The 25741-nt window shown below is 66.7% G+C and carries 24 protein-coding genes and 1 pseudogene; 11 read left to right on the top strand and 14 right to left on the bottom strand.

What is annotated here, in order from left to right:
* The first annotated feature begins 36 nt into the window (after window positions 1–36).
* Entirely contained in the window at window positions 37–801 is a 765-nt protein-coding gene (locus OG943_RS44510; protein ID WP_328606881.1) for an SDR family NAD(P)-dependent oxidoreductase, read from the top strand.
* A gap of 55 nt (window positions 802–856) precedes the next feature.
* A complete protein-coding gene (locus OG943_RS44505; RefSeq protein ID WP_328606880.1) occupies window positions 857–1819 on the top strand; it encodes an alpha/beta hydrolase fold domain-containing protein in 963 nt (320 codons plus the stop codon).
* Here the strand turns inward: OG943_RS44505 and OG943_RS44500 are convergent.
* Together OG943_RS44500 and OG943_RS44495 are read right to left on the bottom strand one after the other, a co-directional pair.
* Window positions 1816–3771: an acetoacetate--CoA ligase gene (locus OG943_RS44500; RefSeq protein ID WP_328606879.1), complete on the bottom strand. Its 1956-nt coding sequence runs from the start codon at window positions 3769–3771 to the stop codon at window positions 1816–1818. The genes OG943_RS44505 and OG943_RS44500 overlap by 4 nt on opposite strands.
* A 33-nt stretch (window positions 3772–3804) precedes the next feature.
* Window positions 3805–5124, bottom strand: a complete 1320-nt coding sequence (locus tag OG943_RS44495) for a glycoside hydrolase family 1 protein (RefSeq protein ID WP_328606878.1) — start codon at window positions 5122–5124, stop codon at window positions 3805–3807.
* A gap of 95 nt (window positions 5125–5219) precedes the next feature.
* Between OG943_RS44495 and OG943_RS44490 the strand changes: the two genes are divergently transcribed.
* Together OG943_RS44490 and OG943_RS44485 are read left to right on the top strand one after the other, a co-directional pair.
* On the top strand, window positions 5220–5555 hold the full coding sequence (locus OG943_RS44490) for an ArsR/SmtB family transcription factor (RefSeq protein ID WP_328606877.1): 336 nt from the start codon (window positions 5220–5222) through the stop codon (window positions 5553–5555).
* On the top strand, window positions 5552–6034 hold the full coding sequence (locus tag OG943_RS44485; protein ID WP_328606876.1) for an SRPBCC domain-containing protein: 483 nt from the start codon (window positions 5552–5554) through the stop codon (window positions 6032–6034). The genes OG943_RS44490 and OG943_RS44485 overlap by 4 nt, the downstream gene beginning before the upstream one ends.
* Before the next feature lie 194 nt (window positions 6035–6228).
* Here OG943_RS44485 and OG943_RS44480 read toward each other — a convergent pair whose 3' ends face one another.
* Entirely contained in the window at window positions 6229–6693 is a 465-nt protein-coding gene (locus tag OG943_RS44480) for a MarR family winged helix-turn-helix transcriptional regulator (RefSeq protein ID WP_328606875.1), read from the bottom strand.
* A 74-nt stretch (window positions 6694–6767) separates the two neighbouring features.
* Here OG943_RS44480 and OG943_RS44475 point away from each other — a divergent pair, with 74 nt between their 5' ends.
* The gene (locus OG943_RS44475; RefSeq protein ID WP_328606874.1) at window positions 6768–7133 is read left to right on the top strand and encodes an antibiotic biosynthesis monooxygenase family protein; all 366 of its coding nucleotides are present in this window, start codon (window positions 6768–6770) and stop codon (window positions 7131–7133) included.
* A 55-nt stretch (window positions 7134–7188) separates the two neighbouring features.
* Here OG943_RS44475 and OG943_RS44470 read toward each other — a convergent pair whose 3' ends face one another.
* Together OG943_RS44470 and OG943_RS44465 are read right to left on the bottom strand one after the other, a co-directional pair.
* A complete protein-coding gene (locus OG943_RS44470; protein ID WP_328606873.1) occupies window positions 7189–8097 on the bottom strand; it encodes a right-handed parallel beta-helix repeat-containing protein in 909 nt (302 codons plus the stop codon).
* Between the two features lie 22 nt (window positions 8098–8119).
* Window positions 8120–8878, bottom strand: coding sequence for a polysaccharide lyase family 7 protein (locus tag OG943_RS44465; protein ID WP_328606872.1), 759 nt, complete (start codon window positions 8876–8878; stop codon window positions 8120–8122).
* A gap of 185 nt (window positions 8879–9063) precedes the next feature.
* Between OG943_RS44465 and OG943_RS44460 the strand changes: the two genes are divergently transcribed.
* From OG943_RS44460 to OG943_RS44440, 5 genes are all read left to right on the top strand, one after another.
* Window positions 9064–9531, top strand: a complete 468-nt coding sequence (locus tag OG943_RS44460; RefSeq protein ID WP_328606871.1) for a YbaB/EbfC family nucleoid-associated protein — start codon at window positions 9064–9066, stop codon at window positions 9529–9531.
* On the top strand, window positions 9528–9839 hold the full coding sequence (locus OG943_RS44455; RefSeq protein WP_328606870.1) for a hypothetical protein: 312 nt from the start codon (window positions 9528–9530) through the stop codon (window positions 9837–9839). Before OG943_RS44460 ends, OG943_RS44455 begins: the two co-directional genes overlap by 4 nt.
* Window positions 9836–10195, top strand: a complete 360-nt coding sequence (locus OG943_RS44450; RefSeq protein ID WP_328606869.1) for a hypothetical protein — start codon at window positions 9836–9838, stop codon at window positions 10193–10195. Before OG943_RS44455 ends, OG943_RS44450 begins: the two co-directional genes overlap by 4 nt.
* Before the next feature lie 86 nt (window positions 10196–10281).
* Window positions 10282–10929, top strand: coding sequence for a WXG100 family type VII secretion target (locus tag OG943_RS44445; RefSeq protein ID WP_328606868.1), 648 nt, complete (start codon window positions 10282–10284; stop codon window positions 10927–10929).
* Between the two features lie 5 nt (window positions 10930–10934).
* The gene (locus OG943_RS44440; protein WP_328606867.1) at window positions 10935–11552 is read left to right on the top strand and encodes a DUF3558 domain-containing protein; all 618 of its coding nucleotides are present in this window, start codon (window positions 10935–10937) and stop codon (window positions 11550–11552) included.
* A gap of 12 nt (window positions 11553–11564) precedes the next feature.
* On the opposite strand, the gene OG943_RS44435 is transcribed toward OG943_RS44440, so the two are convergent.
* Genes OG943_RS44435 through OG943_RS44425 form a run of 3 tightly spaced genes read right to left on the bottom strand, consistent with a single transcriptional unit; the run spans window position 11565 to window position 13842 of the window.
* Window positions 11565–12197, bottom strand: coding sequence for a TetR family transcriptional regulator (locus tag OG943_RS44435; protein WP_328606866.1), 633 nt, complete (start codon window positions 12195–12197; stop codon window positions 11565–11567).
* 56 nt (window positions 12198–12253) lie between these two features.
* A complete protein-coding gene (locus OG943_RS44430) occupies window positions 12254–12445 on the bottom strand; it encodes a ferredoxin (RefSeq protein WP_328606865.1) in 192 nt (63 codons plus the stop codon).
* Window positions 12445–13842: a fatty acid desaturase gene (locus OG943_RS44425; RefSeq protein ID WP_328606864.1), complete on the bottom strand. Its 1398-nt coding sequence runs from the start codon at window positions 13840–13842 to the stop codon at window positions 12445–12447. The genes OG943_RS44430 and OG943_RS44425 overlap by 1 nt, the downstream gene beginning before the upstream one ends.
* Window positions 13843–13916: 74 nt before the next feature.
* Here OG943_RS44425 and OG943_RS48570 point away from each other — a divergent pair.
* Window positions 13917–14096: pseudogene (locus tag OG943_RS48570) on the top strand (response regulator); the annotation flags it as partial.
* 28 nt (window positions 14097–14124) lie between these two features.
* Here OG943_RS48570 and OG943_RS44415 read toward each other — a convergent pair.
* The 6 genes from OG943_RS44415 to OG943_RS44390 form a co-directional block, all read right to left on the bottom strand.
* On the bottom strand, window positions 14125–14592 hold the full coding sequence (locus tag OG943_RS44415; protein WP_328606863.1) for an SRPBCC family protein: 468 nt from the start codon (window positions 14590–14592) through the stop codon (window positions 14125–14127).
* 45 nt (window positions 14593–14637) lie between these two features.
* Window positions 14638–15246 carry a response regulator transcription factor gene (locus OG943_RS44410; protein WP_328606862.1) on the bottom strand — a complete coding sequence of 203 codons (609 nt, stop codon included), beginning with the start codon at window positions 15244–15246 and terminating at the stop codon, window positions 14638–14640.
* Window positions 15243–16346 carry a sensor histidine kinase gene (locus tag OG943_RS44405; RefSeq protein ID WP_328606861.1) on the bottom strand — a complete coding sequence of 368 codons (1104 nt, stop codon included), beginning with the start codon at window positions 16344–16346 and terminating at the stop codon, window positions 15243–15245. The genes OG943_RS44410 and OG943_RS44405 overlap by 4 nt, the downstream gene beginning before the upstream one ends.
* 27 nt (window positions 16347–16373) lie before the next feature.
* Window positions 16374–16796 (bottom strand): hypothetical protein, encoded by a 423-nt coding sequence (locus OG943_RS44400; protein WP_328606860.1) that lies wholly within the window; start codon window positions 16794–16796, stop codon window positions 16374–16376.
* A 1613-nt stretch (window positions 16797–18409) separates the two neighbouring features.
* A complete protein-coding gene (locus OG943_RS44395; protein ID WP_328606859.1) occupies window positions 18410–18859 on the bottom strand; it encodes a hypothetical protein in 450 nt (149 codons plus the stop codon).
* Between the two features lie 65 nt (window positions 18860–18924).
* Window positions 18925–25686: an RHS repeat-associated core domain-containing protein gene (locus tag OG943_RS44390; protein WP_328606858.1), complete on the bottom strand. Its 6762-nt coding sequence runs from the start codon at window positions 25684–25686 to the stop codon at window positions 18925–18927.
* Window positions 25687–25741 lie beyond the last annotated feature (55 nt).

Genomic DNA, 25741 nt, shown 5'->3' with positions numbered 1-25741 from the left:
CTCTCGAAGCCGCCCAGGAACGAAGAGAGACCCACTGTGGAACGTTTCCACGGCAAGACGATCGTGGTCACCGGAGCCAGCTCCGGCATCGGCGAGGGCATCGCCCGGCGCTTCGCCGCGGAGGGAGCGAACGTCGTCCTCGCGGCCCGCCGGAAGGACCGGCTCGACGCCCTCGCGGCCGAACTCGGCGCGCAACGCACGCTCGCCGTGGCCACTGACGTCACCCAGCCGGAAGAGGTCGAGGCGGCCATCCAGGCCACCGTCGACCGGTTCGGCGGCATCGACGTACTCGTGTCGAACGCCGGTGTCGGGCTGGGAAAGGAATTCGAGGAAACCACGCTCGCCGACTGGCGGCTCATCATGAGCACCGACGTCGACAGCTGCTTCTTCGGCGCCCAAGCGGCGCTGCCACACCTGAAACTGAGCCAGGGCACCATCATCGCCATCGCGTCCGCGTCCGGCCTCGGCGGCGATCGAAAGCTCAGCGCCTACAACGCCGCGAAGGGCGCCGTCGTGAACTTCACCCGAGGGCTCGCCTTCGACCTCGGCCAGTTCGGCATCCGGGTGAACACCGTCGCCCCCTCCCTCACCGTGAACGACGAACAGGCCGCCATCCCCGAGTACGGCAGGCTGATCGAACGCTTCAACGAGCGCAGGGCCATGAGCGGCTACGCCACGCCCGCGGACATCGCCGGCGCAGTCACCTTCCTCGCCTCCGACGACGCGCGCTTCATCACCGGAACGGTGCTTCCCGTCGACGGCGGAATCACCGCAGGCAGCGGACAGCCGGACTTGTTCTGACCCGGCACGCACCCTCCCGCACCCCCTCCGGATCCCTCGACCTCAAGGAACACCCATGGCGGTAAACCACGCTTCCCTCGACCCCGAGCTCGCTGCCGCGCTGGCGGCCATGCCGAAGGGCGCCAACGGAAGTCTCATGGATCTCACGGACATCCCGGCACTGCGGGCACAACTGAGCGCGGCCGGCGAGCAGCGCCCAGAGCCGGACCCGCGAGTCACCATCAAGACCCTCCGCGTGCCGCGGCCCGATGAGTCCACAATGGACGTCGTGCTGTTCACCCCGGCCGACGCCGACCGCCCGCTCCCGGCTTTGGCCTACTTCCACGCCGGCGGCCAGGTTCTCGGCAGCGCACACGACGACACCACGTACCCCAGCGCTCTTGCCTTGTCGCTCAACAGCATCATCGCCGTCGTCGACTACCGGTTGGCGCCGGAGACGCCCGCGCCGGGCGCGGCCGAGGACGGTTACCTCGCCTACACCCACCTCGTCGCGCACGCCGCGGAACACGGGATCATCCCCAACCGGATCGGGCTCGCGGGCGCGAGCGGAGGCGGTGCGCCCGCGACGGCGACCGCGCTCATGATCCGGGACCGCGGGGCGACACCCCCGTGCCTGCTGTCCCTGAACTACGCCATGCTCGACGACCGCAACGAAACACCGTCGAGCTTCGAGGTGACGGACCTCGGCATCTGGGACCGCCGCGAAAACCTCCTGGCCTGGGCGGCGGTGCTCGGCGACCGCGTCGGCCGGCCGGACGTCGACCCGTACTCCGCGCCCGGGCGCGCCACCGACCTGCACGCGATGCCGGAGACGTTCGTCGCGGTCGGCCAGTTCGACGTGTTCCGCGACGAGAACATCAGCTTCGCCAGCCGTCTCCTGGCCGCCGGGGTTCCGGTCGAACTACACGTTTACGCGCACACCTTCCACGCGTGGGATCTCTTCGCCCCGGAGTCGCGCCTCACGTTGTCGTTCGAGCGCACCTGGCACGACTTCCTCTCCCGCCGGCTGCACAGCTAGACCGGCTCGGCCCGGTGCGTCCGGCCGAATTCGTGGTACCAGCTCATGAGGCTCGGCTGGTCGATGCTGCCAGGATCGGCCACCGTGTCCGGGTCTTCACCGCGGAGCAGGCGCTTGACCGGGACTTCCAGCTTCTTCCCGGTCCGGGTGTGCGGGATGCCGGGGGCCGCGACGATCTCGTCGGGCACGTGCCGCGGCGAAGCGCCGTGACGGATCGCCTCACGGATCCGCTCTCGTAGCGGTTCATCGAGGACGACCCCGTCGGCCGTGGTCACGAACAACGGCATCCAGTACTCGCCGTCGCCCCCTTCGACGCCGATGACCAGCGCCTCCTTGACCTCGGCGAGTTCCTCGACCGGGCCGTAGATGTCGCTGCTGCCCATGCGCACGCCGTGGCGGTTCAGGGTCGCGTCCGAGCGGCCGTGGATGATCACCGAACCGCGGTCGGTGATGGTGGTCCAGTCCCCGTGGCGCCACACCCCCGGGAAGGTGCCGAAGTACGCGTCGCGGTAACGGGTGCCGTCTGGGTCGTTCCAGAACCGCACCGGCATGGACGGCATCGGCCGTCGCACGACCAGCTCGCCGACGGTGTTCCGCACGGGCTCCCCGTCGGGCCCCCACGATTCGAGGGCCACCCCGAGGCACGCGGCCGACAGCTCGCCTGCCCACACGGGGGTGGTGGGCGACGCGCTGACGAAGGCCGTCACCACGTCGGTCCCGCCGCTGCTGGAAGCCACCTGCACCCGGGGCCCGAGTTCGCCGGCGGCCCAGCGGTGCAGGTCGGCCGGGAGCGGCGACCCGGTGACCCCGAGCCGCACCAGCGTTTCCAGGTCGTGGTCCTGAAGCCGGACGCCGGCTTTGCGGCAGGAGGCCAGGTAACCGGGGCTGGTGCCCAGCACGGTGACGCGCAAGCGCGCGGCCAGCTCCCACAACGCGTCCGGGCGGCCGAACGCGGGGCTGCCGTCGTAACACACCACAGTCGCCCCGACCAGGAGCGCGCCGACGAGGGAGTTCCACAGCATCCAGCTCGGCGTGGTGTACCAGAGGATGCGGTCGCCCTTACCCAGGTTGTGGTGGAACGCGAGCTGCTTCAGCTGTTCGAGGACAACGCCGCCGTGGCCGTGCACCATCCCTTTAGGACGCCCCGTGGTCCCGGACGAGAACAGGACCCACAGCGGGTGGTCGAACGGGACCGGCACGGGCGCCAGTTCGGCGTCGCCGCTGGTGATCGAGGACCAGGAAATCGTGCCGGGCAACGAATCCGCGTTGTCGATAACCACGGTGGCGGTCAAGGTCGGCAGCGCGGCGCGCAAACCCGCCACATCGTCGCCGCGGTCGACGAGCCGGCCACCGTGCCGGGACCGGGTAGCGGTGACCAGCACGGTCGGCTCAAGCTGCGCGAACCGCGCCTCCGCGGCCGAGCCGACGTAGTCCAGGCCGCAGACGGCCCAGATCGCCCCGAGGCTCACGGTGGCCAGGAACGCCACCATCGCCTCCACCGAGTTCGGCAGGTACCCCACGACTCGGTCGCCCGGCCGCACACCCAGCCCGCTCAGTGCTGACGCGACCGAAGCGACCTGGCGACGCAGCTCGCCCCAGCTCACGTCGACGGGAGCGCCGGTTTCGGTCACCCCGACCGCCGCGATTTCACCGTCTTCGCGGCCGCGGAACACTTCGGCCGTGTAGTTCAGGGTGCTGCCCGGAAACCACACGCTGCCCGGCATCGCCTCGCTCGCCAGCGCGGGCTGTCCCTCCGGGCGGGACGGCAGCCCGAAGTAGTCCCACACCGCCGACCAGAAGCCGTCGATGTCCCGCACCGACCAGTCCCACAGCTCTCGGTACCCGCCCGTCACGTCGTGGCCGGTCCGGGCCGACGCGTACCGCGCGAAATCGGTGATCCGAGCCTGCTCCACCTCGGCGGCGGACGGGACCCACGACGGTTGCTCACTCATAGCGTCTCCACCATCAGCCGAAGAGTAGGGGGTTCAGCCCAAGCGAGCGAGCGGCCCGTCCGGGTTCGCGGGGGCGAGGCAGCTGGTCAACGCGTCGACGAGGGAGCAGAAGCCCGGCCCCTGCACGAGCCGATAGCCGGCGGGCACCCCGCCGTCCGCGATGGTCTGCCGGTACACCGGGACGGCGGCGGTCGGCTTGCGGGTGAGGGAAGGATCGGTCCGGACGTCCACTGTGTACAGACCGAAGCGTGGGCGGTAGCTGCCCCACTCGTAGTTGTCGGTGATGCTCCAGTAGTTGTAGCCGATCACGTTCATCCCGTCGGCCTTGGCGCGCTGGACCCAGAAGACCGAGTCCCGCAGCGCGGCTTCGCGGGTGTAACCGTCCGCGCGGGGTTTGCCGTCATCGGTGGGCATCCCGTTTTCCACGATGTACAGCGGGAGGTTCGGGTACCGGCCGGCGTAGTAGCGCAGCGCGTCGTAGATACCCTCGGGCTGCATCTTGACCTTCCAGAAGTCCCCGGAGGCGGCGTTGATCGCAGTGAGGTTGTCGAGGCTGACGCCGTAGTAGTAGTCGAAACCGATGAAGTCGACCTTGTCCCGGATCTGGTCCATCACGACGAGGTCGGTCAGCCCGTTGAACCCGGCGTAGAACGCCTGGTTGCTGGTGACCTTCGCGGTCGGGTCGAGCTGGTGGATGAGGTCGTACGCGCGACGGTGCGCTTGGACGACGTCGGCGATCCAGACGGGCGCGAGCAGCGGGTTGAGCGCGCCGATCTTGATTTCCTGGCTGAGGAAGGTGACCGGCTCGTTGAAGGTCACCCACAGCACGCCGAGGTCGCGGTACCGCGGCACGATCTTGCCCACGAAACCGGTGAAGTCGCCGATCACGCGGGGATCGGCGAACCCGCCGCGGTCGGCGACCCAGCCCGGGTAGGCCCAATGGCTGAGCGTGATCATCGGCGTCATCCCCGCGGCCCGGACGAGCCGGACGACGTCGTCGTAATAGGCCAGTTCCTGCTCGTCCCACACCCCCGGCTGAGGCTCGACGCGCGCCCACTCGACGCTGAACCGGAACGTGTTCACCCCGAGGCCGGCGGCGAGCTGGATGTCTTCGGGGTAACGATGGCGGAAGTCGTCGGCGTTGCCGTACGGGTCAACGCTGCCGGAGGCCGCGACGTAACGCGACCAGTTGCTGTCGGGCGCGCTGCCCTCCGACTGGAACCCGGCGGTGGCCACACCCCAGTAGAACGGGCGCGACCAGCTGCCGGCGGCGTAGGCGTTGGCGTTCGCGGGCAGCGGGGTGATCAGCACGAGCGCGGCGGTGAGGGCGAGGATGAGCGTCCGGCGCAACATATGAAAGAAATTTACGTTCCTGGTGACGACAGGTCAACGAAGCGTCAACACTTAGCCCTTGCGCTAAGTGTTCCGCTGGGCTAATACTTAGCCTCATGGCTCAGTATTCAGCTGTGCTCGACGGTGTGTTCGTCGCGCTGGCCGACCCGACGAGGCGCGCGGTCCTCCGGCGGCTCGGCCGCGGGCCGGCGAGCGTCGGCGACCTGGCCGGGGAAGCCCCCATGACGTTGCCGTCGTTCATGAAGCACGTCCGGGTGCTCGAGTCGAACGGCCTGATCCGCACGGCGAAGTCCGGCCGGGTGCGCACCTGCGAACTGAACCGCGAACGGTTCGCGCTCGTCGAAGACTGGCTCGCGGAGCAGCGGAGCATCTGGACCGATCGCACCGACCGCCTGGAGCGGTTCGTCACCACCCCTGAGGAGAAGCAGTGAATCCCGACCTCGATCTCGGCCTCGACCGGATCATCCGCGCGCCCCGCAAGCAGGTGTGGAGCGCGTGGACCGAGCCCGCAAACCTGGCACAGTGGTGGATTCCCGCGCCGACCCGCTGCCGCGTCGAGCGCCTCGAAGCCCGGCCCGGCGGCGCGTTCGTCACGCTGATGAGCGACGACGGCGACACGTTCGTCCCGCACCTGGACGCCTGTTTCCTCGTGGTGGAGGAGTACGAGCGGATCGTCTTCACCAACGCGATCAACAGCCAATGGCGGCCCGCGAGCCCCGCCCCGGTCCCGATGACCGCCGAGATCGTCCTGCGGGATCACCCGGACGGCACCGACTACCGCGTCACCGTCCGCCACGGCGACCCCGCCGCCCGCGCCCGCCACGCCGACCTGGGCTTCGCCGACGGCTGGGGCACCACCACCGCCCAACTCGCCCGGCTGGCCGAGAACGGGGCCGGGGCCGGGCGATGAAGATCGCCGTCACGCAGTTCGTCACCCAGGATCGTCCACTGAGGACACCAACGACGGCGGACGTACACGGCGTGCGCGCGACCGGCCGGCGATCACCGACCCCGACCCGTTCACCAAGCGGATGAACGCCCTGCCGAAGTACGTCGTGTCGAAACGGGCGTAGAAGGATTCGCCCCGGCGCGCGCCGAGGTCGATCAGCGGGCCGCCCGCCGCTGCAGTCCGGGATGGACACCCGGCAGCAGCTCGGCGTGTACGGCGACCCGGTGCAGCATCGCGATGAGCCGCCGCCGTTCCGGCTCGCTGAGGGGGGCGAGGACGGCCGCCTCCATGCTGTTCGCGGAGGCTTCGGCCTCGCGCAGCACGGTGCGGGCCCGGTCGGTCAGCCGGACGGCGTAGGCACGGCGGTCGTCCGGGTGACGGGTGCGGCGGACCAGCTCGTGCGCTTCGAGGTCGTCGACCAGTCCGACCATCGAGTTGCGGTGGATGCCGAGTTTGTCCGCCAGGCGCTGCTGGGTGAGCCCGTCGTCGGCCTGCAAATGGGACAGGACACCGAAATGCGCCGGCTGGAGCCCCAGCGGCATGAGACTCACGGCCATCCGCTCCGCGACGTGGTGGCCGATCTGGGACAACAGGAACACCCCGCGTTCATCAAGCTGCACAGTGCCAGCTTAGCAACAGCCAAGGATTGTCATCACTAGTGACAATCCATCCCAGGGCGTTTATGGTCGGGGGCATGACCGCTCCCGGACACACCACCGCCGGCGTGAGCACGCCGGTCACGCTGATCAACGCCTTCTCGGTGCCGATGACCCAGCAGGACCGGTTCTTGAGCCGCTGGAAGGACAACGCCCGCCTGATGGCGTCCGCCCCCGGATTCGTCCGCGCGCGCATGCTCCGCGCGATGAGCGACCAGGCGGAGCTGACCTTCGTCAACGTCGCCGAATGGGAGTCCGGCACCGCCCTCGACGACGCCCGGCGCAACCCCGAGTGGCTGGCCTCGATCCAGCGTCTGATCAACGACCCCGAGCTCGACGCCAAGGCCCGCCCGATGGTCTACCAGGCCGTTGTCAACGTGGAGCCCGGCGACGAACTGCCGTGACCGTTTCCCCACGGCACCGGCCGCGGCCCGTCACGCGGGCCGCGACCAGCGTTCATCACGGGTCGCAGCCGGGCGTGGGGCCCTGGTAACCCGGCTTGGAGGACTTGTCGATGCCGACCTCGCACTTGATGGACGGGTCGAGCTTGTTGTCCTTGACGTGGGCGTCGGTCGACTTGTTCTGCAGGCCGATGGCGTGGTCCGGCCCGGCGGCCCAGGTGTTGCCGGTGACGGTGAGGTGCTGGACGTCGTCGACCATGAGCGTCTGCGAGGCTTCGCGCGTCTGGCAGTAGTTGTTGCTGAACGTCCAGTCTTCCGAAACGCCCTCGCCGCTGCCGTCGCCGGCCTCGGAGTTCGGGCCCTCCGCCATCAGGCACATGTTGTCGACCTGCTCGCACCGGTTGCTGTCGATGACCAGGTGGCTGCTGGCCACGTCGTCCTCGTCGGTGGCGAAGGTCTGCATGCAGTCGGCGTGGGCGCCGGTGCTGTTGTCGGTTTTGCTGATGGTGTTGTGCTTGATGGTGATGTTGTCCCCGAAGAACCGCAGCCCGTCCCCGTCGTCGCCCTTCGGCGCGGTGACGGTGTTGTTCTGGACGGTCACGCCGTTTCCGTGGACCTCGATGCCGGGCGCCGAGGGCTCGTTCATCGTGTAGCCGTCGACCACCACGTAGTCGGCGTCGATGTCGATCCCGCCCACCTGCTGGCCGGCACCGGAATAGGTGACGGGCGCCTGGGCCGTGCCGCCCTTGGTGATCTTCAGCCGCTTGGCCTTGGCCGCGGTGTCGAAGCAGACGACGTCACCGGGGCGCACGGCGTCGGCTGACCCGGTGCCGGCGAGGTGCCGGGTACAGGCCGGCCCGTTCCCGGCGTGCGCCCCCGCCGCGACGGGCGCGGCCGAGGCCGTCCCCGCGAACGGCAACATCAGCGCCAGCGCGGCGCAGCTCACAACGATTCTGGTGATGGACAACGTTTTCACCCTCCGGTATTCGTCACTGGTCCTGGTGGGCGACGGTCAACCCGTAGACCACCGTCTCGCCGTAGTTCTCCGTGCTGCACGGCGAAGATTTGTCGCAGTTGGCCTGGGTGTAGACCCCCGCTTTGAAGTAGTCGCCCGAGGACTTCTCCGCGAAGTCCGCGACCTTGGTCCCGTTGTAGAAGGCCGAAATCCGGCCGTCCGCGGCGACGAAGCGGACGGTGAACCGGGTGCCGAGCTTGTAGTTGCCGTCGGCGAGTTTGTAGTGCGTCTCGTCGCCCTTGGTGACGTAGAGCTTGCTGCCCTCGAGACGGAAGACGGTCACGTCGTCCTCGCTGTCGTGGATCTGGGCGACGACGACCTCGGGCTTGTCCGCGGGCAGGTGGGTGACCGAGGTGTCGACCGTCAGCGTGCTGGTGCCCTTGGTGGTGGACCAGCTCGCCCCGTCGCCGTCGGACATCTCCCGCAGCTCCGACCTCGGGTAGCCGCTGCCGCTGGTGGTCACCCCGTTCACCGCCGCCCGGAACTGGACTCCGGTGCAGCCGGCGGCGGTGGTGAACCACGGGTCGGCCGAGAAGGTCTTCAGCTTGGGCTGGCTGACCTCGGTGGGTTTGCCCTCCGAGCCGGTGGGCAGGGTTTCCTTCCAGTTCGCCAGGTCCAGCACGTCCGCCGGATGACTGCAGGCTGGTGTCGCCGCTTCCGCCGCGGTGGAAAAACCTGGCACGAACGCGCCGGCCACCGCCGCCGCGAGGAGGATCCGCTGGGTCCGTTTCATGATCGGCAAGCTAGCCCCGCCGGTCGGGACCGGTCCCCGGCGGCATCCGGCCGACGGTTTCGCCCGATCTTCCGACGGTCTTTGCGCCACGGATCAGCCGCAGTATTGTACGAGTCGGGCACGTTCCGTGATGGTGACGGAACTTGGAGTAGGGGGATGAGGATGGTGGACGCCGTGATGCGGTCATGACCGCACCGCGCCAACCGGTCGGCGATCTCAGGCAGCTGCAGCAGCAAGCCGGCGAACTGGACGCCCGGCTCGCGGCTGCCCGGCACGCCGCGCGCACAGCCGACGGCCTGGTCACCGCCGTGGTGACCGGCCAGGGAAAGCTCGTGGACCTGCGGATCGACGACCGTGCGCTGCACGGTTCAGCCGGGCAGAAGCTGGGGCTCGTGATCGTCCAGACGATCAAGAACGCGCGCGATACCGCGCGGGCGTCGTCACTGCCGGAGTTGAACGCGCTGTTCGGCAAGGAGCCACCGACGCCGCCGGAGCCGCAGCCGGAGTGGACGCCCTATGCCGAGGAGGACCGCCCCGAGCCGGCTCCGCCGACGTCCACCAGGACGCCGCGCCGGCCGGACGACGAGGAGAACTTCGAGGAGATCGACTTCCTGACCGACGAAGAGCCGGAGACCGGACGGGGGCACTGGTGAACACCGAGGAAGAGCTGTACAACCTGGCCAAGGAGATCGACGCCCGGGTCGCCGCGGTGGAGCAGGCCGCGGCCGACGGGGAAGCCCTGCCGCTGGTCCTGGACATCGGCGCGGACCTCGGCCAGGTCATCGTGGACGGTTCGGGCGCCCTGATCTCGGTCGAGCTGGACCAGGACGCGGTCGCCGTCCAAACCGGCGCCAGCCTGGCAGGCCACGTCCTGCGCGCGGTGAACAACGCGGAATCCGCGGCTTCGACCCGTCGCAAGATCATGGTCGACGAAGCCGCCCGAGAGGTGGGAACCCGATGAGCGGTCTCGACCCGATGACCAACGACTCGTCCGGCTCCGGCTTCGAGGTCTACCCGCAAGCCCTGCGAGGAGCGACGGAGGACATCTTCGCCGCACGCGAGAAGGTGCTGAAGTTCGCCAACAACGATCTGTCGTCGATGGTCCTTCGCAACGAAGACGTCGGGTTGCTCGGCGTCGAATCCAGAGTCGTCGAAGCCTTCAACTCGGCGATCTCCAGCATACGCGATAAAAGCGTGCGCGGTGCCGGACAGTTGGAGCAACTCGCCGAAGCGCTGGACAAGGCCGCAGACTACTACGAAACCCAAGACGAAGAGGATTACAGACGCCTACGAAACAAGGAAGAGGGGTTGAACTGATCATGGACGATACAACAGTCACCCCGCCGAAGCGGATACCGCCACCAGGACCATACCCCGAGGGATCCGACGCGAAGATCCGCCAGGTGGCGAACATCTTCGGCCGTGACGACATCATCCGTTTGCTCGACACCATCCGGAACAAGTTGCTGGGCAATGCCGTCGTAGTGCAGGAAATGGCATTTGCCTTCGCTCAGAACAACACACTCGACACCGCGAGAGAAAAAGGCGTCAACGCAGCAGTCCAGGCAGTGAGCGGAACCTGGTCGGGCCGTGCAGCCGACCAGTTCACGACCTATGCTAATCGAGTCAGCGGCACCCTTGATCACCAGCAGAATGCCGTGGCGAGCATGTCCGAGAACCTTGTCAAGATCGCCCAATGTGTGATTACAACCTACGAAAGCGCTCTCGAACTTGTCGGCACCTGCGCGTCCGAGCTCGCCAAAATCGGCATCAAAGGAGTACTCGCGGCACTCACCGTGGAAATCCCCATCGCAGACTTCTTCACAGCTAAAGACGTAATAGACACGGTGATTGACGCCTTCAGTACACTGGTGGATAAGATCGGCGCCCTGTTCGCCAAATCAGTCACGACACTCGGCGATTTTGCGGCTGGCTCGATCAGCCTGCAGCAATCTGCCACCAATTTCCCAGAGCTGCCGGAGATGCCGGGCAACTCCGGCATGAACAACGAAAAGCAGTGGCGTGTCAACCCGACAGCGTTCCCGGAATGAGTCTAATGAACTCGACGAAGTCCGCGGCCATTTTGTGCGCGCTGGCAGCGGGTTCCGCATTGCTCACCGCTTGCGGCCCGAAGCAGCCCACTCCGATCCTGGACCAGCCGCCCACCCCAGTAAGGCCGGGTGCCGCTATACCGTTCACTCCGGTAAAGCAGCCGCTGGATCCCACGCCGTTCGAGAAGGCCCCCTGCCAAATCCTGGACAAGGAACAAGTGGCCGCCGTAGTGGCTGACCCACCCAGCGACGTCCAGCCGTTCGTGAGCAACGACCCCACGTTGTTCCGCTGCAACTGGACTTCGCCGCGTGGACCGCTCGTCACCATTTTGGAACCGCTGGTGAAACCACAGAATCTCACCGAGCTCGCCGCGTCTCGATCGTCTGCGGAGCATGGCCTCGAGCCCTGGTCCGAAGTTTCCCTCGATGGCTACCCGGTTGTCATTTACCACGAATTCAGCGGACCCAATGACTGCAACGTCGCAGTCGGGATAAGCGACGCAAAGATGCTGCAATTCAGCTACCGAGGAGAGACCTCACCGTCACACTACTGGGACAAAGACCGCTGCGGCGGCGTACTCAAAACCGCAGAGTTCGTCCTCACCAACCTCCGCCACCACTAACCACAAACACCCTCAAACCCGATGCCGCAACGAAACCCCGGCCGGCACCTCAAGCACACGCCCCACGATCCAGGCCAAACTGTCCGCCGTGCGCGCCGGCGTGTCGGAAGGCTGCATGACGTGGCTCAGGACCGTCCGGACGATCAGGTCGATCACCGCGGCGAGCTGGTCGGGGTCCAACGGCGGCCGGTAGGACTCCACGCGCCGGATGAGTGTCGTCCGCGCCTCGGTGAGGAGGGTGTCCGCGTGGGTGGTCAGCAGGGGCAGCAGCTCGGTGTCGGCGCCGTGCGTGGCTGAGGCGATCGCGCGGAGCAGGGTGTTGTCGTCGGCCAGTTCGAGGACCGCGCGGACCGCTTCGTAGACCGCTTCGACGAGGTCGTCCGGACGGCGGTCGAAGGCGGCGCGGACGACCGACAGGAACCGGTCCAGCTCGTGCGCGACCATCGCCTCCGCCAGCGCCGCCTTGGAGCCGACCTCGTTGTAGACGGTCTGACGGCTGACGCCCACGACCTCGGCCAGCCGGACCATCGTGACCGCCGACCAGCCGGACCGCGCGGTCAGCTCGATCGCCGCGGCGACGATCGGCTGCCGGTACTGGCCGCCGTCGGTCGGGGCGGCCGGAGGTGATCCGCTCATGATCGTCATTCTAGGCCCCCGAGCCAACGGCGTACCGGACGCGCTGGCAACCCCAAGAGTCACGGTCAGTCCCGCAGTTTCAAGGCCAGCACAGGGCAAGCGTTGACCGCGGCAACAAGGTCGTGCCGGTGCTCCTCACCAGGCCGCTCGTCGAGCACCAGCACGGTGCCGTCGTCCCCGACCTCGAAGAAATCGGGCTCCATCGCCTCGCACATGCCCAGCCCGGCGCACTTGCCACGGTCCGCTTCGATCCGCATCACGCACCCACCCGTCCCGGCGCGACGAAGTCGACCTTCTCGCGCACGCCGCAGTCCGGGCAGCACCAGGAGTCCGGGATCGCCGACCACGGCGTGCCCGCCGGGAAGCCCTCACGCGGGTCGCCGAGCTGCTCGTCGTAGACGTAGCCGCAGCCCGGGCACATGCCGCCTTCGGTCGCGTCGCCGTGTGTGTCCACTGCCGTCGAGGCCGTCGAACCGGAAATTCCGTACCGCGCAAGGATCTTGGCCCGCTTACGCGGCTGGAGGTTGGCCCGGCTGAGATCACCGCCGAAGTGGGCGAGCACCCGCGGGTCCATCACCCGGCGCCACAGCGGCGGGACCAGCGCGAGCACGATCATCCCGGCGTACCCGGTCGGCAGCACCGGGGATTCGGCGAAATCACGCAACGTCTGGTAGCGGCGGGTCGGGTTGGCGTGGTGGTCGCTGTGCCGCTGCAGGTGGTACAGCAGCACGTTGGTGGCGATGTTGTTGGAGTTCCAGCTGTGGCTGGGATCCACGCGCTCGTACCGGCGCCGCCCCGGCGCGCCCACTCGCTGCCGTCGCATCCCGTAGTGCTCCATGTAGTTGACGACTTCCAGCAGCGAGAAGCCGATCACGGCCTGGATCACCAGGTACGGCAGGACACCGACGCCCAGCCACACGATCATCGCCGCCCACAGCACCGCCGACATCAGCCAGGCGTTCAGCACGTCGTTGCCGATGCGGTACGGGTGCCGGTCGCGCCGGGCGTAACGCTTGCGCTCCAGCCGCCACGCGGACTTCAGCGAGCCGAACACCGTACGCGGCCAGAACCGGTAGAAGCTCTCGCCGACGCGGCTGCTCGCCGGGTCCTCCGGCGTCGCCACGCGCACGTGGTGGCCGCGGTTGTGCTCGATGTAGAAGTGCCCGTAGAAGCTCTGCGCCAGCGCGATCTTCGACAGCCAGCGCTCGTGGCTCTCCTTCTTGTGCCCCAGCTCGTGCGCGGTGTTGATGCCGATCCCGCCGATGCAGCCGATCGAGACGGCCAGCCCGATCTTGTCCACAATGGACAGGTCCCCGCGGGCGATCAGCCAGAACGCCACGACGAAGCCGAGGTACTGGACGGGCAGGAAGACGAAGGTGATCCACCGGTAGTAGCGGTCGTTCTCCAGCCGCTCGATCACGTCGTCCGGCGGGTTGCCGCGGTCCAGCCCGGCGAGCAGGTCGATCAGCGGCACGACCACCAGGATCACGATCGGCCCGATCCAGAACCACACGCCCCACCCGGTCGCCGCGTGCAGCCCGATCGCGAGGAACGCCAGCGAGGGCACCACGAGCCCGATCAGCCACAGGTACCGCTTGCGATCGCGCCACTGCTCGGTCGAGCCGGCGGGCACGGTCCCGATCACTTCACTCATCAGACCCTCCTCCGTGGGCTGGATTTACAAAACGGTAACCGATGTACAAGGTGATTTACAAGTCCTAGATATCTGTAAACCACGAGCAGGACGGCTCGCCGGCTCGGCCCCGGACCGTCGCGCAGGAGCCGGACGTGGTGCTGATGGACGTCCGGATGCCGGAGATGGACGGGATCGAGGCGACCCGGCGGATCCGCGGCGACCGTTCCCAGCTCGTGATCAGCGCCTACGAGTCGGGACTGCTCGCGCGATAGCCGGGCGCGGTCAGTCCTCAGTGGACGGTCAGCGTTTCTCCACGGTGCGGGCCAGGATGCCCAGCGTCGCGCGCAGGGCGGTTTCCGGGATGACCGGGAAGGCGACCTTGTCGCGGTAGCGCTCCTCGATCTGGCTCCAGTCGTAATACGAGGTGACCAGGGTGCCGGCCTCGGCAGGTTCCAGGCGGTAGCCGTAGAGGTGGCGGATCGGCGGCTGGATCGTGCCGGAGATCGTCCACTCGAGCTGCGCGTCCGGCTCGAACCGGGTGATGATCACGGTGACGTCGTACTTGCCCATCGGCAGGTCGTTGAGGGCCTCGCGGTCCATGTGGACGACGAACTCGTCACCCACCGCGCGGACCGGCTCGCCGTCCGCGGACTGCAGCATGCCGGAGCTGTCGATGGCCACGTGCCCCTGTGGATCGCAGAGCAAGGCGAACACCGTCGCCGGAGGCGCGGCCACCTCGCGCCGGACCTCGAATCGCTCGGTCGTCATGGGCCTCACCCAACCACGGCGGCCTGCGGCGCGCGGCCCGAGCCGCTACAGCCAGCCCCGCTCGTCGGCCGTCCGCAGGGCCTCCATCCGGTTGCGGGTGCCCGTTTTCGAGATCGCCGCCGACAGGTAGTTCCGGACTGTGCCCTCCGACAGGTAGAGGTTCGCCGCGATCTCCGCGACCGAGACGCCGGAGCGGGCGGCGATGAGCACGTCGCGTTCGCGGGCCGTCAGCGGGGATTCCCCGGCGGCCAGGGTGGCGACGGCCAGCGCCGGATCGACCACGCGCTCGCCCTTCATCACCCTGCGGATGGCGTCGGCGAGCACCTCGGCCGGCGCGTCCTTCACGACGAAGCCCACGGCGCCCGCGTCCATCGCCCGGCGGAGGTAACCCGCGCGGCCGAACGTGGTGAGCATGACCACGCGGCAGTCCGGCACCTGCGCGGCGAGCACCGCGGCGGCCGCGAGCCCGTCGAGGCCGGGCATCTCGATGTCCAGCAGGGCGACGTCGGGCCGTCCCGCGAGCGCGGCGTCGGCCACCAGGTCGCCGCGGCCGACGGAGCCGACGACCTCGAAGTCGTCCTCCAGCTCCAGCAGCGCGCACAGGGCCTGGCGGACCAGCTCCTGGTCGTCCGCGAGCAGCAGTCGGATCGTCATGCGGGCGCTCCCATCACCACGGCCAGCCGCCAGCCCTTCGGGTCCAGCGGCCCGGCTTCCATTCGCCCGCCGGCCTCGGCGACGCGCTCGCGCAGCCCGGTCAGGCCGCTGCCCGCGGACGCCCGCGCGCCCACGCCGTCGTCGAGGACTTCCAGCGCCGACGCGGAAAACACGACTGTGCAGCGCGTCGCGCGGGCGTGGCGGGCGACGTTGGTGAGCCCCTCGCGCACGACCCAGCCGAACAGCTCCTGGTGCGCGCCGTCGACGACGTCCGCGGCCGTGGGCAGGTCGGCGATGACCCCCGACGCGCGAAGCAGCTCCCGGCCCCGCGCCAGCTCGCCCGCGAGCGTGACGTCGCGATACCCCGAAACGGCGGCGCGCACGTCGGCGAGTGCCTGCCGGGAGAGCGTTTCGACCTCGGTGATCTCGTCCACCGACCGCTCGACCCCCTTCACGGCGAGCCGCCGCGCGAGGTTGCTCTTGACCGTGATGGCGGTGAGCGAATGGCCGAGCAGGTCGTGCAGGTCCCGCGCGATCCGCGCCCGCTCGGCCTCCGACGCGAGCCGGACGACCTCGGCGCGCGCCTCCACCAGCGCGCGGTTGGCGCGGATCGCCTCGGCGAACGCGTAGACCATGAGCGCGGTGAACACCAGCGCAACGGCCTGCGTCCAGCCCGGCCCGCTCTGCCACGGCCGCACCACCCACGGCACCACGAGCGCGGCGAGCGCGGACCCGGCCACGAGCGGGACGGCGTAACGCGGCAGCCGCGGCGCGACGAGCGAGACGATCACCGTCGCCAGGAAGAACGCGTTCACGTGCGTGAACGGCAGCGCGGCCAGGAACAGCAGGGTGAGGACCCCGATCAGCGTCCAGAACCGGCGCGTCAGCCCCCGCGCCGCGGACCACGCGGCCAGCACGTAGCCGACGCAGAACGCCGCCACGATCACCCAGCCGGCGACCAGGCCCGCGCCACTGGAGTCCTGCGCGATCGCGGCCGCCGTCACCAGGGGGTAGACGAGCAGCCCGGCGTCCAGCAGGAACCGCCGCCAGCCCAGCAGCCACCGATCCGGCCGGCCGGCCACCCCGCTGCTCTGGTCCACCTCCCGCACGCTACCGGTCACGCCTGCTCAGCTCCGGGCGAACAGCGCCCGCAGGTGCCGGCCGTTGACGACCAGGACGACCCCCAGCAGCGCGAGGCCGCAGACGCCCTGCTCGATCCGCAGCCACACCGGGAACGCCCCCGGCAGCGCCACGATCACCACAATCGCGACCAGCATCACGCCCGAAACGATGCGCAACCGCAGAAACGCCCGCCGCGACCCGCGCGCAGCCCGCACGGCGAACGAGAGCGTCAGCAGCGCGCTGGCCACGACGATGGTCGCCCGCACCCAGACGGCGTCGGTCACCATCGTCTTGTTGTCACGCATGAGGAAGATCGCCACGAGCGTAAGCACGCTGAGCCCGAGGTACCCACCGACCAGCCCCCGCACAACGCGGAACGCCGACCGGCTTTGCGGCTGTTCGAGGGCTTGGGCGGAGATCGCGGTCATGACTGTCCTTTCCGGACTTGGTGGGTTTTTGTCACCTCTTCATGCTGGTCGTCCGCGGTGGCGCGGTGTAGTGAGGCCGCGCATCGGTCGGGGGTGACATTTGTCAGTGGTCCTGACGTCTCCCATGCGGCTCCGACCGGTGGATTTCACCCGTTCGGCACGGTTCGGGCGGGCCGCGGGCGAGCTCAGCCCGTGTACAGCGGATCGTCCTCGACACGCGCGGACGGCGTTCCTACCAGAGCCTCGCTGGGATCGATCTCGACTGCCTTGCTCGGACCTCAGGACCTCGGATCACCTCCGAACACCGTCCAGCCCGAGCTGGGCGACGATCCACTCAGCGACCCGGCGCAGGCCAGTCTCGTCGTCCTCACTGTCGACTACTGCCGACAACCAGCCCCGGAGGGCATGATTGACCAAAGATCCCTACCAGACGCATCCTCTTCAACGACATAACTTCGCACAGACTTCATTCTGAATCACAATGATCCGACCTGTCACGGCCAACTTCGTAGAGTCGTAAAGCCCAGTCTTCGTGGTCCGTAAAGGCCTCCCAGAAACCCACTTCACTCCATTCAGACGGGCCGAAAACGGGGGCTCAATCTCCGAGAATCGGATGCGGAATTTGTTGGCACCGTCCGACTGGGAGTATATCCCAAGGAAGCGGTAATCCTCACCCATTCGAAGAGCTTCCGCGCCTTGAGGTATGCGCCGTTCAGGGCTATCGCATCCCGTGAATCTGACCATCACTGCCACCCACCTCCGATCATAACCACCTTAACACCAATCCCACTTCAGCAACCACAGAAGACGAGGCCACTCACTCACTCGAAGGCCGTTGCAGTACTAAGATTTCGAATCCACCGAGATGCCATTTGATGCGAGCGAGAATATTCGCGCAAACGCCTTACGGGTATCCAAATTCCGATCGAGACGTTCGAAAGATTCCAGCCTTGCGGGATCAACATCCATCGTGACAACCTTGCCGGATCCCAGGTCATCGGTGCTTGAGAAAAGAATCATGCATCGATACAAGCTCACAGCCCATTCTCGCTTCTCCCGCATAGGGTCCGAAGTATCACGAAGTCTTCCTTGACCTGACTACGAAGTGCATCTACCGAGGTCCATCGAGTAGCCCAACCTCGAGCTTCGGCTTCAAGTTGAATATCGATCAACGTGTTGAAATTTAACTTACACGCGCGGAACCCTGGATCGGACGAATTAATAATCGACATTAAACTACCAATCCCTGCCATAGACTTCGGCTCGAATTCGAGTATCAAACTCGAGGCGTCCGCCCCCCACTCGCGCTTAACCTCATCCGACTAGCGACGGGCTCGTCGCAATCAAGGAATTGTTGAGCGACGCCCACATCGGCGTGACCGAACAGCATACGCCGACATCCGCCTCAGCCTCCGGCGCAGCGCCACCGACCCGCCCGGCAACGCCCTCCGCCAGACTGGAGTTGGCCTGCTTCGACCCAGTGATGGCTGCGCACTTCCGATGAACGTTGCCGTCAACCACTACCACCAGGCGCCCTGCGACCCCACGGAAACATTTCAGTGCGGTCACTGATTTTTTTCCCGGTTGCGTTCCTCTACCGTCAAACAGAAGCACTAATCGTTACCTGAGGCCCAATTAGAAAATGGGTAGACCTGCGCAATCGGAGAACCGATCACAGTAAGAGAGATCGCAAAGTCCATAGCCAACCGAGAGAGCATTTCTTCGAGGTTTTTTCTGCTCATGATCTCAATACTCGGATTCGGCACCCAGTCCGTCCTCGACAGGCAGCGAATCTCCACCGATTCTCCCTTGTGGGTGAATTCCAACGTTCGCTCAATACCCTGAGAATACATGTCAAGCTCCGCATAGTTTCGCGCCCTGATCCGCGCGATGAGATCAGGCAACTGCTCCATGAAGGCCGAGAGGTCGTATGCAACGTCCACGGGCCATTCGAGACTGCCAAACCCCTCGATGTGAAATCGACAGTCGGTGTCCCCAAGCATGCCGCAGGCCGCCATGACCATGCTCTCAAAGTCATCCTCAACCCCTAGGGCGATCAGCACCTCGGGAGCCGACGATGACCAAGATGGCTGCTCCAAAGTGCAGCGGAATCCCAACGAAACTCCTTCTATCCGGACCCGAGGGTTGGAAAGGCCGTCTTATACAGGCCACCTGGGCTCGGCACCAGGGTAGCAGCCCTGGCTGGAACGATGCTGCCATCCGGCATGATCACTTGCCCCAAGCCTTCGGGAATTTGAACTGACCTAGGGCCTGCGCCCTCAACATGCACGCCCTGCAAGAACTCGGCAACCGCATCATTGTCCAGCCATTGACCCTGCTGATTTCCAGTACTACGGGCACGGTCAATCAGGCTCCGAGTGTTCTTTGCACCGGCACCGTGGGTGTTGAAAGTGTGACCGAACGTCTTAATGCTCTTGGGCGACCAGTTCACACAGTCGGTATTGTGAACAAGTACTGGGCTGGTCCCAGCCAGTACATAGTACGTGTGGACACTGTCGATCGTCAGGTCATAAGTGGTCCCTTGCTCGACGCCAGCTCGGACCTTGGTGATCGTCAGGTTACCGGTGAGGGTTTCGAACTTGTCGCCAGGCTGGAGTTGGCCTGCTTCCACCCAGTGATGGCTGCGCGCTTCCCAGATTTGGTGATGCTCGGTGGTGTTGACCTGGTCTGGCCCGCTCGCCGTCGTAAGCTCGACCCGGTCCTGGTCATCGGTCGTCACGTGAACCGCGGTTACGGTGTGAACCTCTACACCTCGACCGTCAGGCTCAGCGTTCATGATCTCGTCGCCGACCTTGACCTCAGCGATCGGTTTTGTGCCCCCGTCAGCCATCAGGACGCGAGTATCACCAGTAAAACTGTGTCGCGCGCACGCTGTGACCGCGACATCGACCGCATCGTCACCTCCTCGCACAGCGTCGGCGATGTCGCCGATGAACTTTCCCGCCGCAGCGAACTTCTCAGACTCCGCCAAGGCCTTGATCGCCTTGCCACCCTTGAGGTAAGGCACAAGCGATGCCGCCGCAGACAAACACGAACCCCACGACGGATCGTTGACACAGTCGATCGCGTCGGGAATACCGGTCATCTGCCAACCCAGCTCGACGATCTGCTGAATCGTCATTCCCTCGTGGTGGAACTGCCGGTAGATCGACTCCGCGCGCTCCTGAGTAGGTGCCCTACGGCCCTTGGTCGTAACGTCACGGTTGTCGGTCAGGCAGTGACGGCTCCAATTGCAGAGCTTGATCGAGGAACGCCGATAAGTGTTGTAGAACTTGTCGTCCGACGCGTTACCGGTACTGGCTGTGTAACCCCAGTTCTCACATGCAAGCCGATCGTCCGCCTTGTCGCACTCCGACAGTTGGGGCTCAAGGCCTGTGGGGTCAGGGCTGCCGATCGGGTTGTCGAACCCGTACGTGTAAGCATTCAGGTGCGCCGGCTGGCTCAGATCCAGGACCGGGTCCGGCGTGGTGAAGCTGCCCGTGAGCGGGTCGTAGTCGCGGGCGCCGAGATGCGTGAGCCCCGTCGTGTTCTGGAAGCCGCCCAGGAAGCCGTGATTGTCGGCCCAGGGCCCATCGGTATTACCACGAGGAACGCCGTAAGGATCCTGGTAACGCTTACGGACAGCCAGGTTCGCGGCATCGACCGTGGCGTAGGCAGTGCCTTGGTTGTCGGTGAGCAGCCAGGAAACACCAGAGACCGCGTTGCGTTCCGCGATGGGCTGGCCGTTGTAGGAGTAGTAGCGGGTGCCGATCGCCGTGGTCCCGCCGGCGGCGACGTGCAGTTCAGTGTCACCCACAGTGAGAGTGACACCGGACGGATCGCGAGTAACGAGGCGGTTGCCATCAGCGTCGTAGACGTAAGTGCTGGTCTTCCCATCGGCCTCGGTGACCGACGCGATGTTGCCTTCCGCGTCGTAGGTGAAGGACTGCCCCGCCCCAGACGGCCCGCGAGTCTTCGTACGACCGTCGTCGTCATAGCTGTAGTCGCTGGCCGTGGTGGCGTTCCCACTGGTCTTGCTCGCGGTCAGGGCAGCGTGGGGGCGCGTCTGTCCCGGATCTGGATAGGTAGTGGTCGTCGTCGCGACACCGCCTGTTGCGTGCTGGACCTGCTGGGTGCGGTTTCCGGCGGTGTTGTAGCTCCAGGAAGTCCAGTACGGTGCCGCGCCGCCGAGCGCGCTCGCGTTCGGGGTGGCTCCGCAGTCGGCCTTTGCCGGGTCAGTGCTGGCGGGTGTCCAAGCGTTGGTCAGCCGCTGCAGGTAGTCGTACTGGAAGCACTGCACGTCAGGTGAGCCGCCCTGAGGAATATCAGCCAGCTTCGTGAGGCTGCCGTCGGGGCCGTAGGTGTAGTGGCGGTTGGTGACGTCGTGCCCGGTATCGGTGGCACGCTGGGCCAGGGTTCCGGAAAGCCGGTTGGTGCCGTCCTCGTAGGTGTTGGAAACGGCTACCTGGTAAGGGCTGGCGGGGTCCTGGAAGTTGGTCCGCAGGACCTGGGCCTGGGGGTTGTAGTCCGTTTCGGACACGAGGTACAGCAAGTTGCCACCGGCCGAGGACGCGCGTAGCCCGGTGGGCTGGCCGAGCGCGCCGTAGTCGTGGTAGATCGTTTCCCGCGGCACACCGCCCTTCTGCGGGCTCGTGGTCGTGGCGACCGCACCGGTCAGCGAGTTGTACTCGGTGCTGAAGCTGTATGTCCCGCCGAGACCGGTCTCGAACGCCGGAATGGTGTACCTGGTACCGGTGACGTGACCGGCGGGGTCATAGCCGGTCACCGCGGTGGAGTAGGCGCGTCCGTCCACGTAGTGAGTCGAACCGGAGGGCTGACCGGGCATGACCGTGTCGTAGGCCCATTCAGCGAGCTTGGTCCCAGTGAGCGAGTCCTGGTATTCGCCGGTCCTGCGACCGATGTTGTCGTAACTGTAGGCGAGTGTCCGGTGCATCGCGTCGGTGCTGGTGGCGAGCCGGTCGGCGTCGTCGTAGGTGTAGCTGATGGCCCCGGTGTCCGGGTCGGTGGAGGAAGCCTTGCGGCCGTGTAGGTCGTAGCTGGTGGTCCAGGTGTTGTTGCCGGTCGCGTCGGTCACCGTGGCCGGCTGGCCACCGGGTGTGTAGGTGTAGGTCGTGACGTCACCGGGATCGGTGGTGCCGGTGTGGTCACGGTCGTGGAACTGGATGGTCTGGACGTTCTGTCCCAGCCCGTTGGTGACTGCGGCGGTCGCGGTCCCGCCGACGGGAGGGATGGTGACCGTGCGGTCACCGTCGTACTTGGTCGTGGTGCGCCACTGCTCGGTGCCGTCCAAGGCATAAGCGACGCCGATGGTCCGGCCGGCACTGTCGTAGGTCGTGAAGGTGCTGTTCGGAACCGCGTTGTGCTGGACGACGTGCAACGTCTTGTCCGGGCCCGAGTCGCCGTTCCAGTAGTTGTTGTGCGTGGTGCAAACGCGGCCCTGGGAGTCGTAGAGACTGTCGGCGATCAGCCTTCCGCCTTGGCTGTACGGCGTCGGGGCCTGGGTCTGGATTGTGCGGCCGAGACCGTCGACGAGCGCGTAGCTGGTGGAATAGCCGGCGTTGGCGAGCAGGGTCTTGGTCGCGACGTAGCTGACCTTGCCGGTGTCTGCGGTTACGGAGTACTCATAGGTGGTGGTCGGCTGTGCGTTCTGGCTCTTGTCGTGTCCAGGACTCCACACCGCGGTGATCCGGGCGAGCGGGTCATAGGTGGCATCGGTGCGCATCCCGCTGTTGTCGATCTCGGCGAGAATCGCGCCGGAGAACGGGTCCAGGATCTTGGTCGAAGTGAATGTCCTGGTGTCGGTGGCGCTGACCGGTGGTGTCGTGGTGGCGATCTGGGTGACCGGACCTCCAGTCTCCGGGGTGTAGGCCGTCAGGGTCGGCAGATTGCGGTGATCCGCGATTTTGAGGCTGCGGCCGTATTTGTCGAACGTGGCGGTGTGCGCCGGGGACTGGAACGTCTCGCCGCCTGGGACCCAGGTGTCGAGGACGTCGGTCTGGGTGATGTCGCCGATGGTCGGCGCGCTGCCGTAGGGCAGCGAGTCGAAGGAGTTCTTGGAATCGGAGACGATCGTGGCCGCGGTCACCGGTGTCGAACAGGTGCCGGCGAACGTCCTGGCCTGCTGGACGCTGTTGAGCAGCCAGATACTGGTATTGGGCAGGTAGGTGCTCGTGGTGCAGGTGGTCTGGCCGGGATCGGGCGTGGTGCCGTTGAGGAGGCCGTCGTTCTCGGTGGCGACCTCGAGTCCGTAGTCGCCGAAGGTGCTGATCTTTCGGCTGACCCGCCATTGCTGCGTCGCGGCGACCCAGACCCGGGTTCGCGCGACCGCGGTGCCGGTGTAGAAGGACTGAAGCCCGTCTGTGTCGGTCGCTGTCGCGTTCGGACTGCGCCACGGGTCGTTGAGGGACTCGGCGATGACGTTGCCGTCGAGGTACGTCAGGTTCTCTCTCGTGAAGCCGGCGTACTGGTCGAGGTCGGTGACGTTCTCGCCCCAGTAACTCGGAACCGAGACACTGCGGTGGCCACCGCCCGGCTGCGTGTCGCCGTCCATGCCGCGCAGGTAGCGCGCGTCCGTCACGGTCCGGGGCCCGGACGGATCGCCGGATGCAGCTCCCTTGGTGGTCTTGACCTCACCGTAACCGCGGAATTGTGACCAGGTGCGGTACTTGGGGTCGGAGAGAGGGTTGTCGTCGTGGTGCCAGGCCGCACCGTCGATGTAGTCGTAGTGCGTGACGATTTGCTGGGACAGCGCGGTGTTGCCATCCTCGGTGATGTCGGTGGCCGGGAACTTGTTGAACCAGTCGAGGATCGGGTCCGTCGCGCCGCCAGGCGTCCAATAGACGGGGTAGCAGGCAAGAGTGTTGCTCTCCGGGGACGCGGGCATCTTCGAACCGGGTACGCATTCCGGCTCGGCGTACTTGACCGTGGTGACCCCGCCCATCGGGGTGGTGATCGAGTCGATCCGTTGCCGGGTCAGCGCGGTGTAGCCCGTGGAGGCGTCGACGCGGTTGGCTTTCGGTATTCCGTGGAACAGCGTCGGCGGCAAGGAAACCGGCGGCCTGCTGCTTGAGGTTCCTGCCAGTCCGGTCTGAGTGATCGAATCGAGCCACAGCGCGGGACTCTTCCCGTCTCCGCTGGGCGGGTAGGACTGGCCGAGCGCCCACGAGACCACCGGCTTCCAGCTGCCGGCACCGTCGGTGACTTGGCCGGTGATCGTGGTGTATCGCTTACGGCTGAAGAAGCTCGGGGAGGCGTTCAGGCACTTGGTGCCGACGGTGCAGATCCGATCGAACGGCACATCCGGCCAGTGCGTCGCGTTGTCCTTGGTGAGCTGCCCGGCGTCACACGTGAACGTCGCGTTCGGAAGACAGCGCTCGGTGGTACCCAGCAGCACACGGGCCGGCGGCGTCGAGTAGACGTTCGCGACGCGGGTGTTGAACCCGTACTCGATCCGCGACAGGTATCCGCTGCGGACGTAGGTGCTCGGCGCGGCAGTGTTGGCGTTGACCGCGTAGGCGTTGTTCTCGGTGTCGTAGTAGTAAGCGGTGGCGTTGCCGTGGGTGTCGACCGTGTAGTCGAGGTTCCAGCGCCACGCCGTGTTGGCGCAGAGGGAATCAGTGAAGGCAGCGTGGTAGCACGGTTCACCGAGGTTGTTGCCGTAGACCGGCTCAGTCCAGGCCGAGTGGGTTTCGGCGTTGCCGTTCTGCCAGCCGGGAAGATGGTTGAGACCGAAGAAGTACTGCGTCCCGTCAGAGGTGGTCAGCTTCCAGGCTTCGCTGCCCTGAACGCCGTTGGCGGCGTTGTCCAGCTTCTCGATCTTCGAGCCCTTGTCGATCTTGGTGTGCCAGCTGTTGGCGCTGTTCTTGTCCTTGACCAGCATGTCGCTGGACCCGCCGAACGAGAGTGTGGCGTTGTCGGAGAACCAGCACAGATCACCGTTCTGCTTGTTCTGGCCGTTGTTCCCCCCGAGGTCTTCGGCACAGGACTTGTAGGAGCGCTCGATGAACCCGCCGCCCGACAGCGACCAGCCGTCACCGATCGGCGAAGCCTGGTTGTTCGTGGCCGAGGTCAGGCCGTCCACCGCGTCAGACGAGTAGTCCAGGCCCAGTCCCGGGCCCTTGCCACTAGGGCCGGCCGGGACGTTCAGCGGATACGAGTAGGTGAACGCACCGGTCGAGCCACCCGAACTCCACGAACCGGCGGGCTTCAGGTCCGTCGCCTTGAAGTCACCGCCGTCTCCCTTGTCGTCAGCCTCGGCAGCGATCACCATGGCGCTGCTCGGCGAAACGAGCGATGCCTGGCCCGTCAGATGATCGGTCTGGGTGTTGTTGGCCGACGGCAACGGCGTCTTCACCTGGCACTGCGGCTGGTCCGGAGTGGACAGCAGACACTCCGGGTACTGCACGAACCGCAGCCGCGACCCATAGCTCGCGCCGTACGCCCCGGCGAACGAGCGGTAGTCGAGGTTCAGCTCCAGCGGCCCGCTGGTGTCCCCCGCCGACGGTGTCACCTTCATCAGGGTGCCGCGGACTCCGGCCTTGTCCGCGGCGGACTTGTCCAGTACGTCGAGCTTGACGGTGCCTGCCGCGTGCGCTGCAGGCGACGCCTTCTGGCTACGGGTAACCGTGACCGGTGTTTTCGCGGCCACTGGGTCCGAGGTCAGCGCGACGTCGGTGCTCGACGCGGCCGGCCAAGCGACGGACGGTAGCGGTGCTGACGGTGTGGGGGCCGGATGCGGTTCCAGACCACCGGTCTTCCCCGCCACTGACGCCGTCGCTTGCAGCGGCGGCAGATCCCATCCCAGCCCGTGCCAGCCGCTCGGCCCTGCCGCCGGTGCCGCTACGGCCTGCTGCGCGCTCGCGGCCAACATCAGGACGACCGCGCCCGCCGTGGCTCTTACCCACGTGCTAAACCGAAATTGCGTC

The organism is Amycolatopsis sp. NBC_00345, assembly GCF_036116635.1.
Lineage (GTDB): Bacteria > Actinomycetota > Actinomycetes > Mycobacteriales > Pseudonocardiaceae > Amycolatopsis.
Note: the sequence above shows the minus strand (reverse complement) of the source record. Positions and strands in the feature narration are given on the sequence as shown.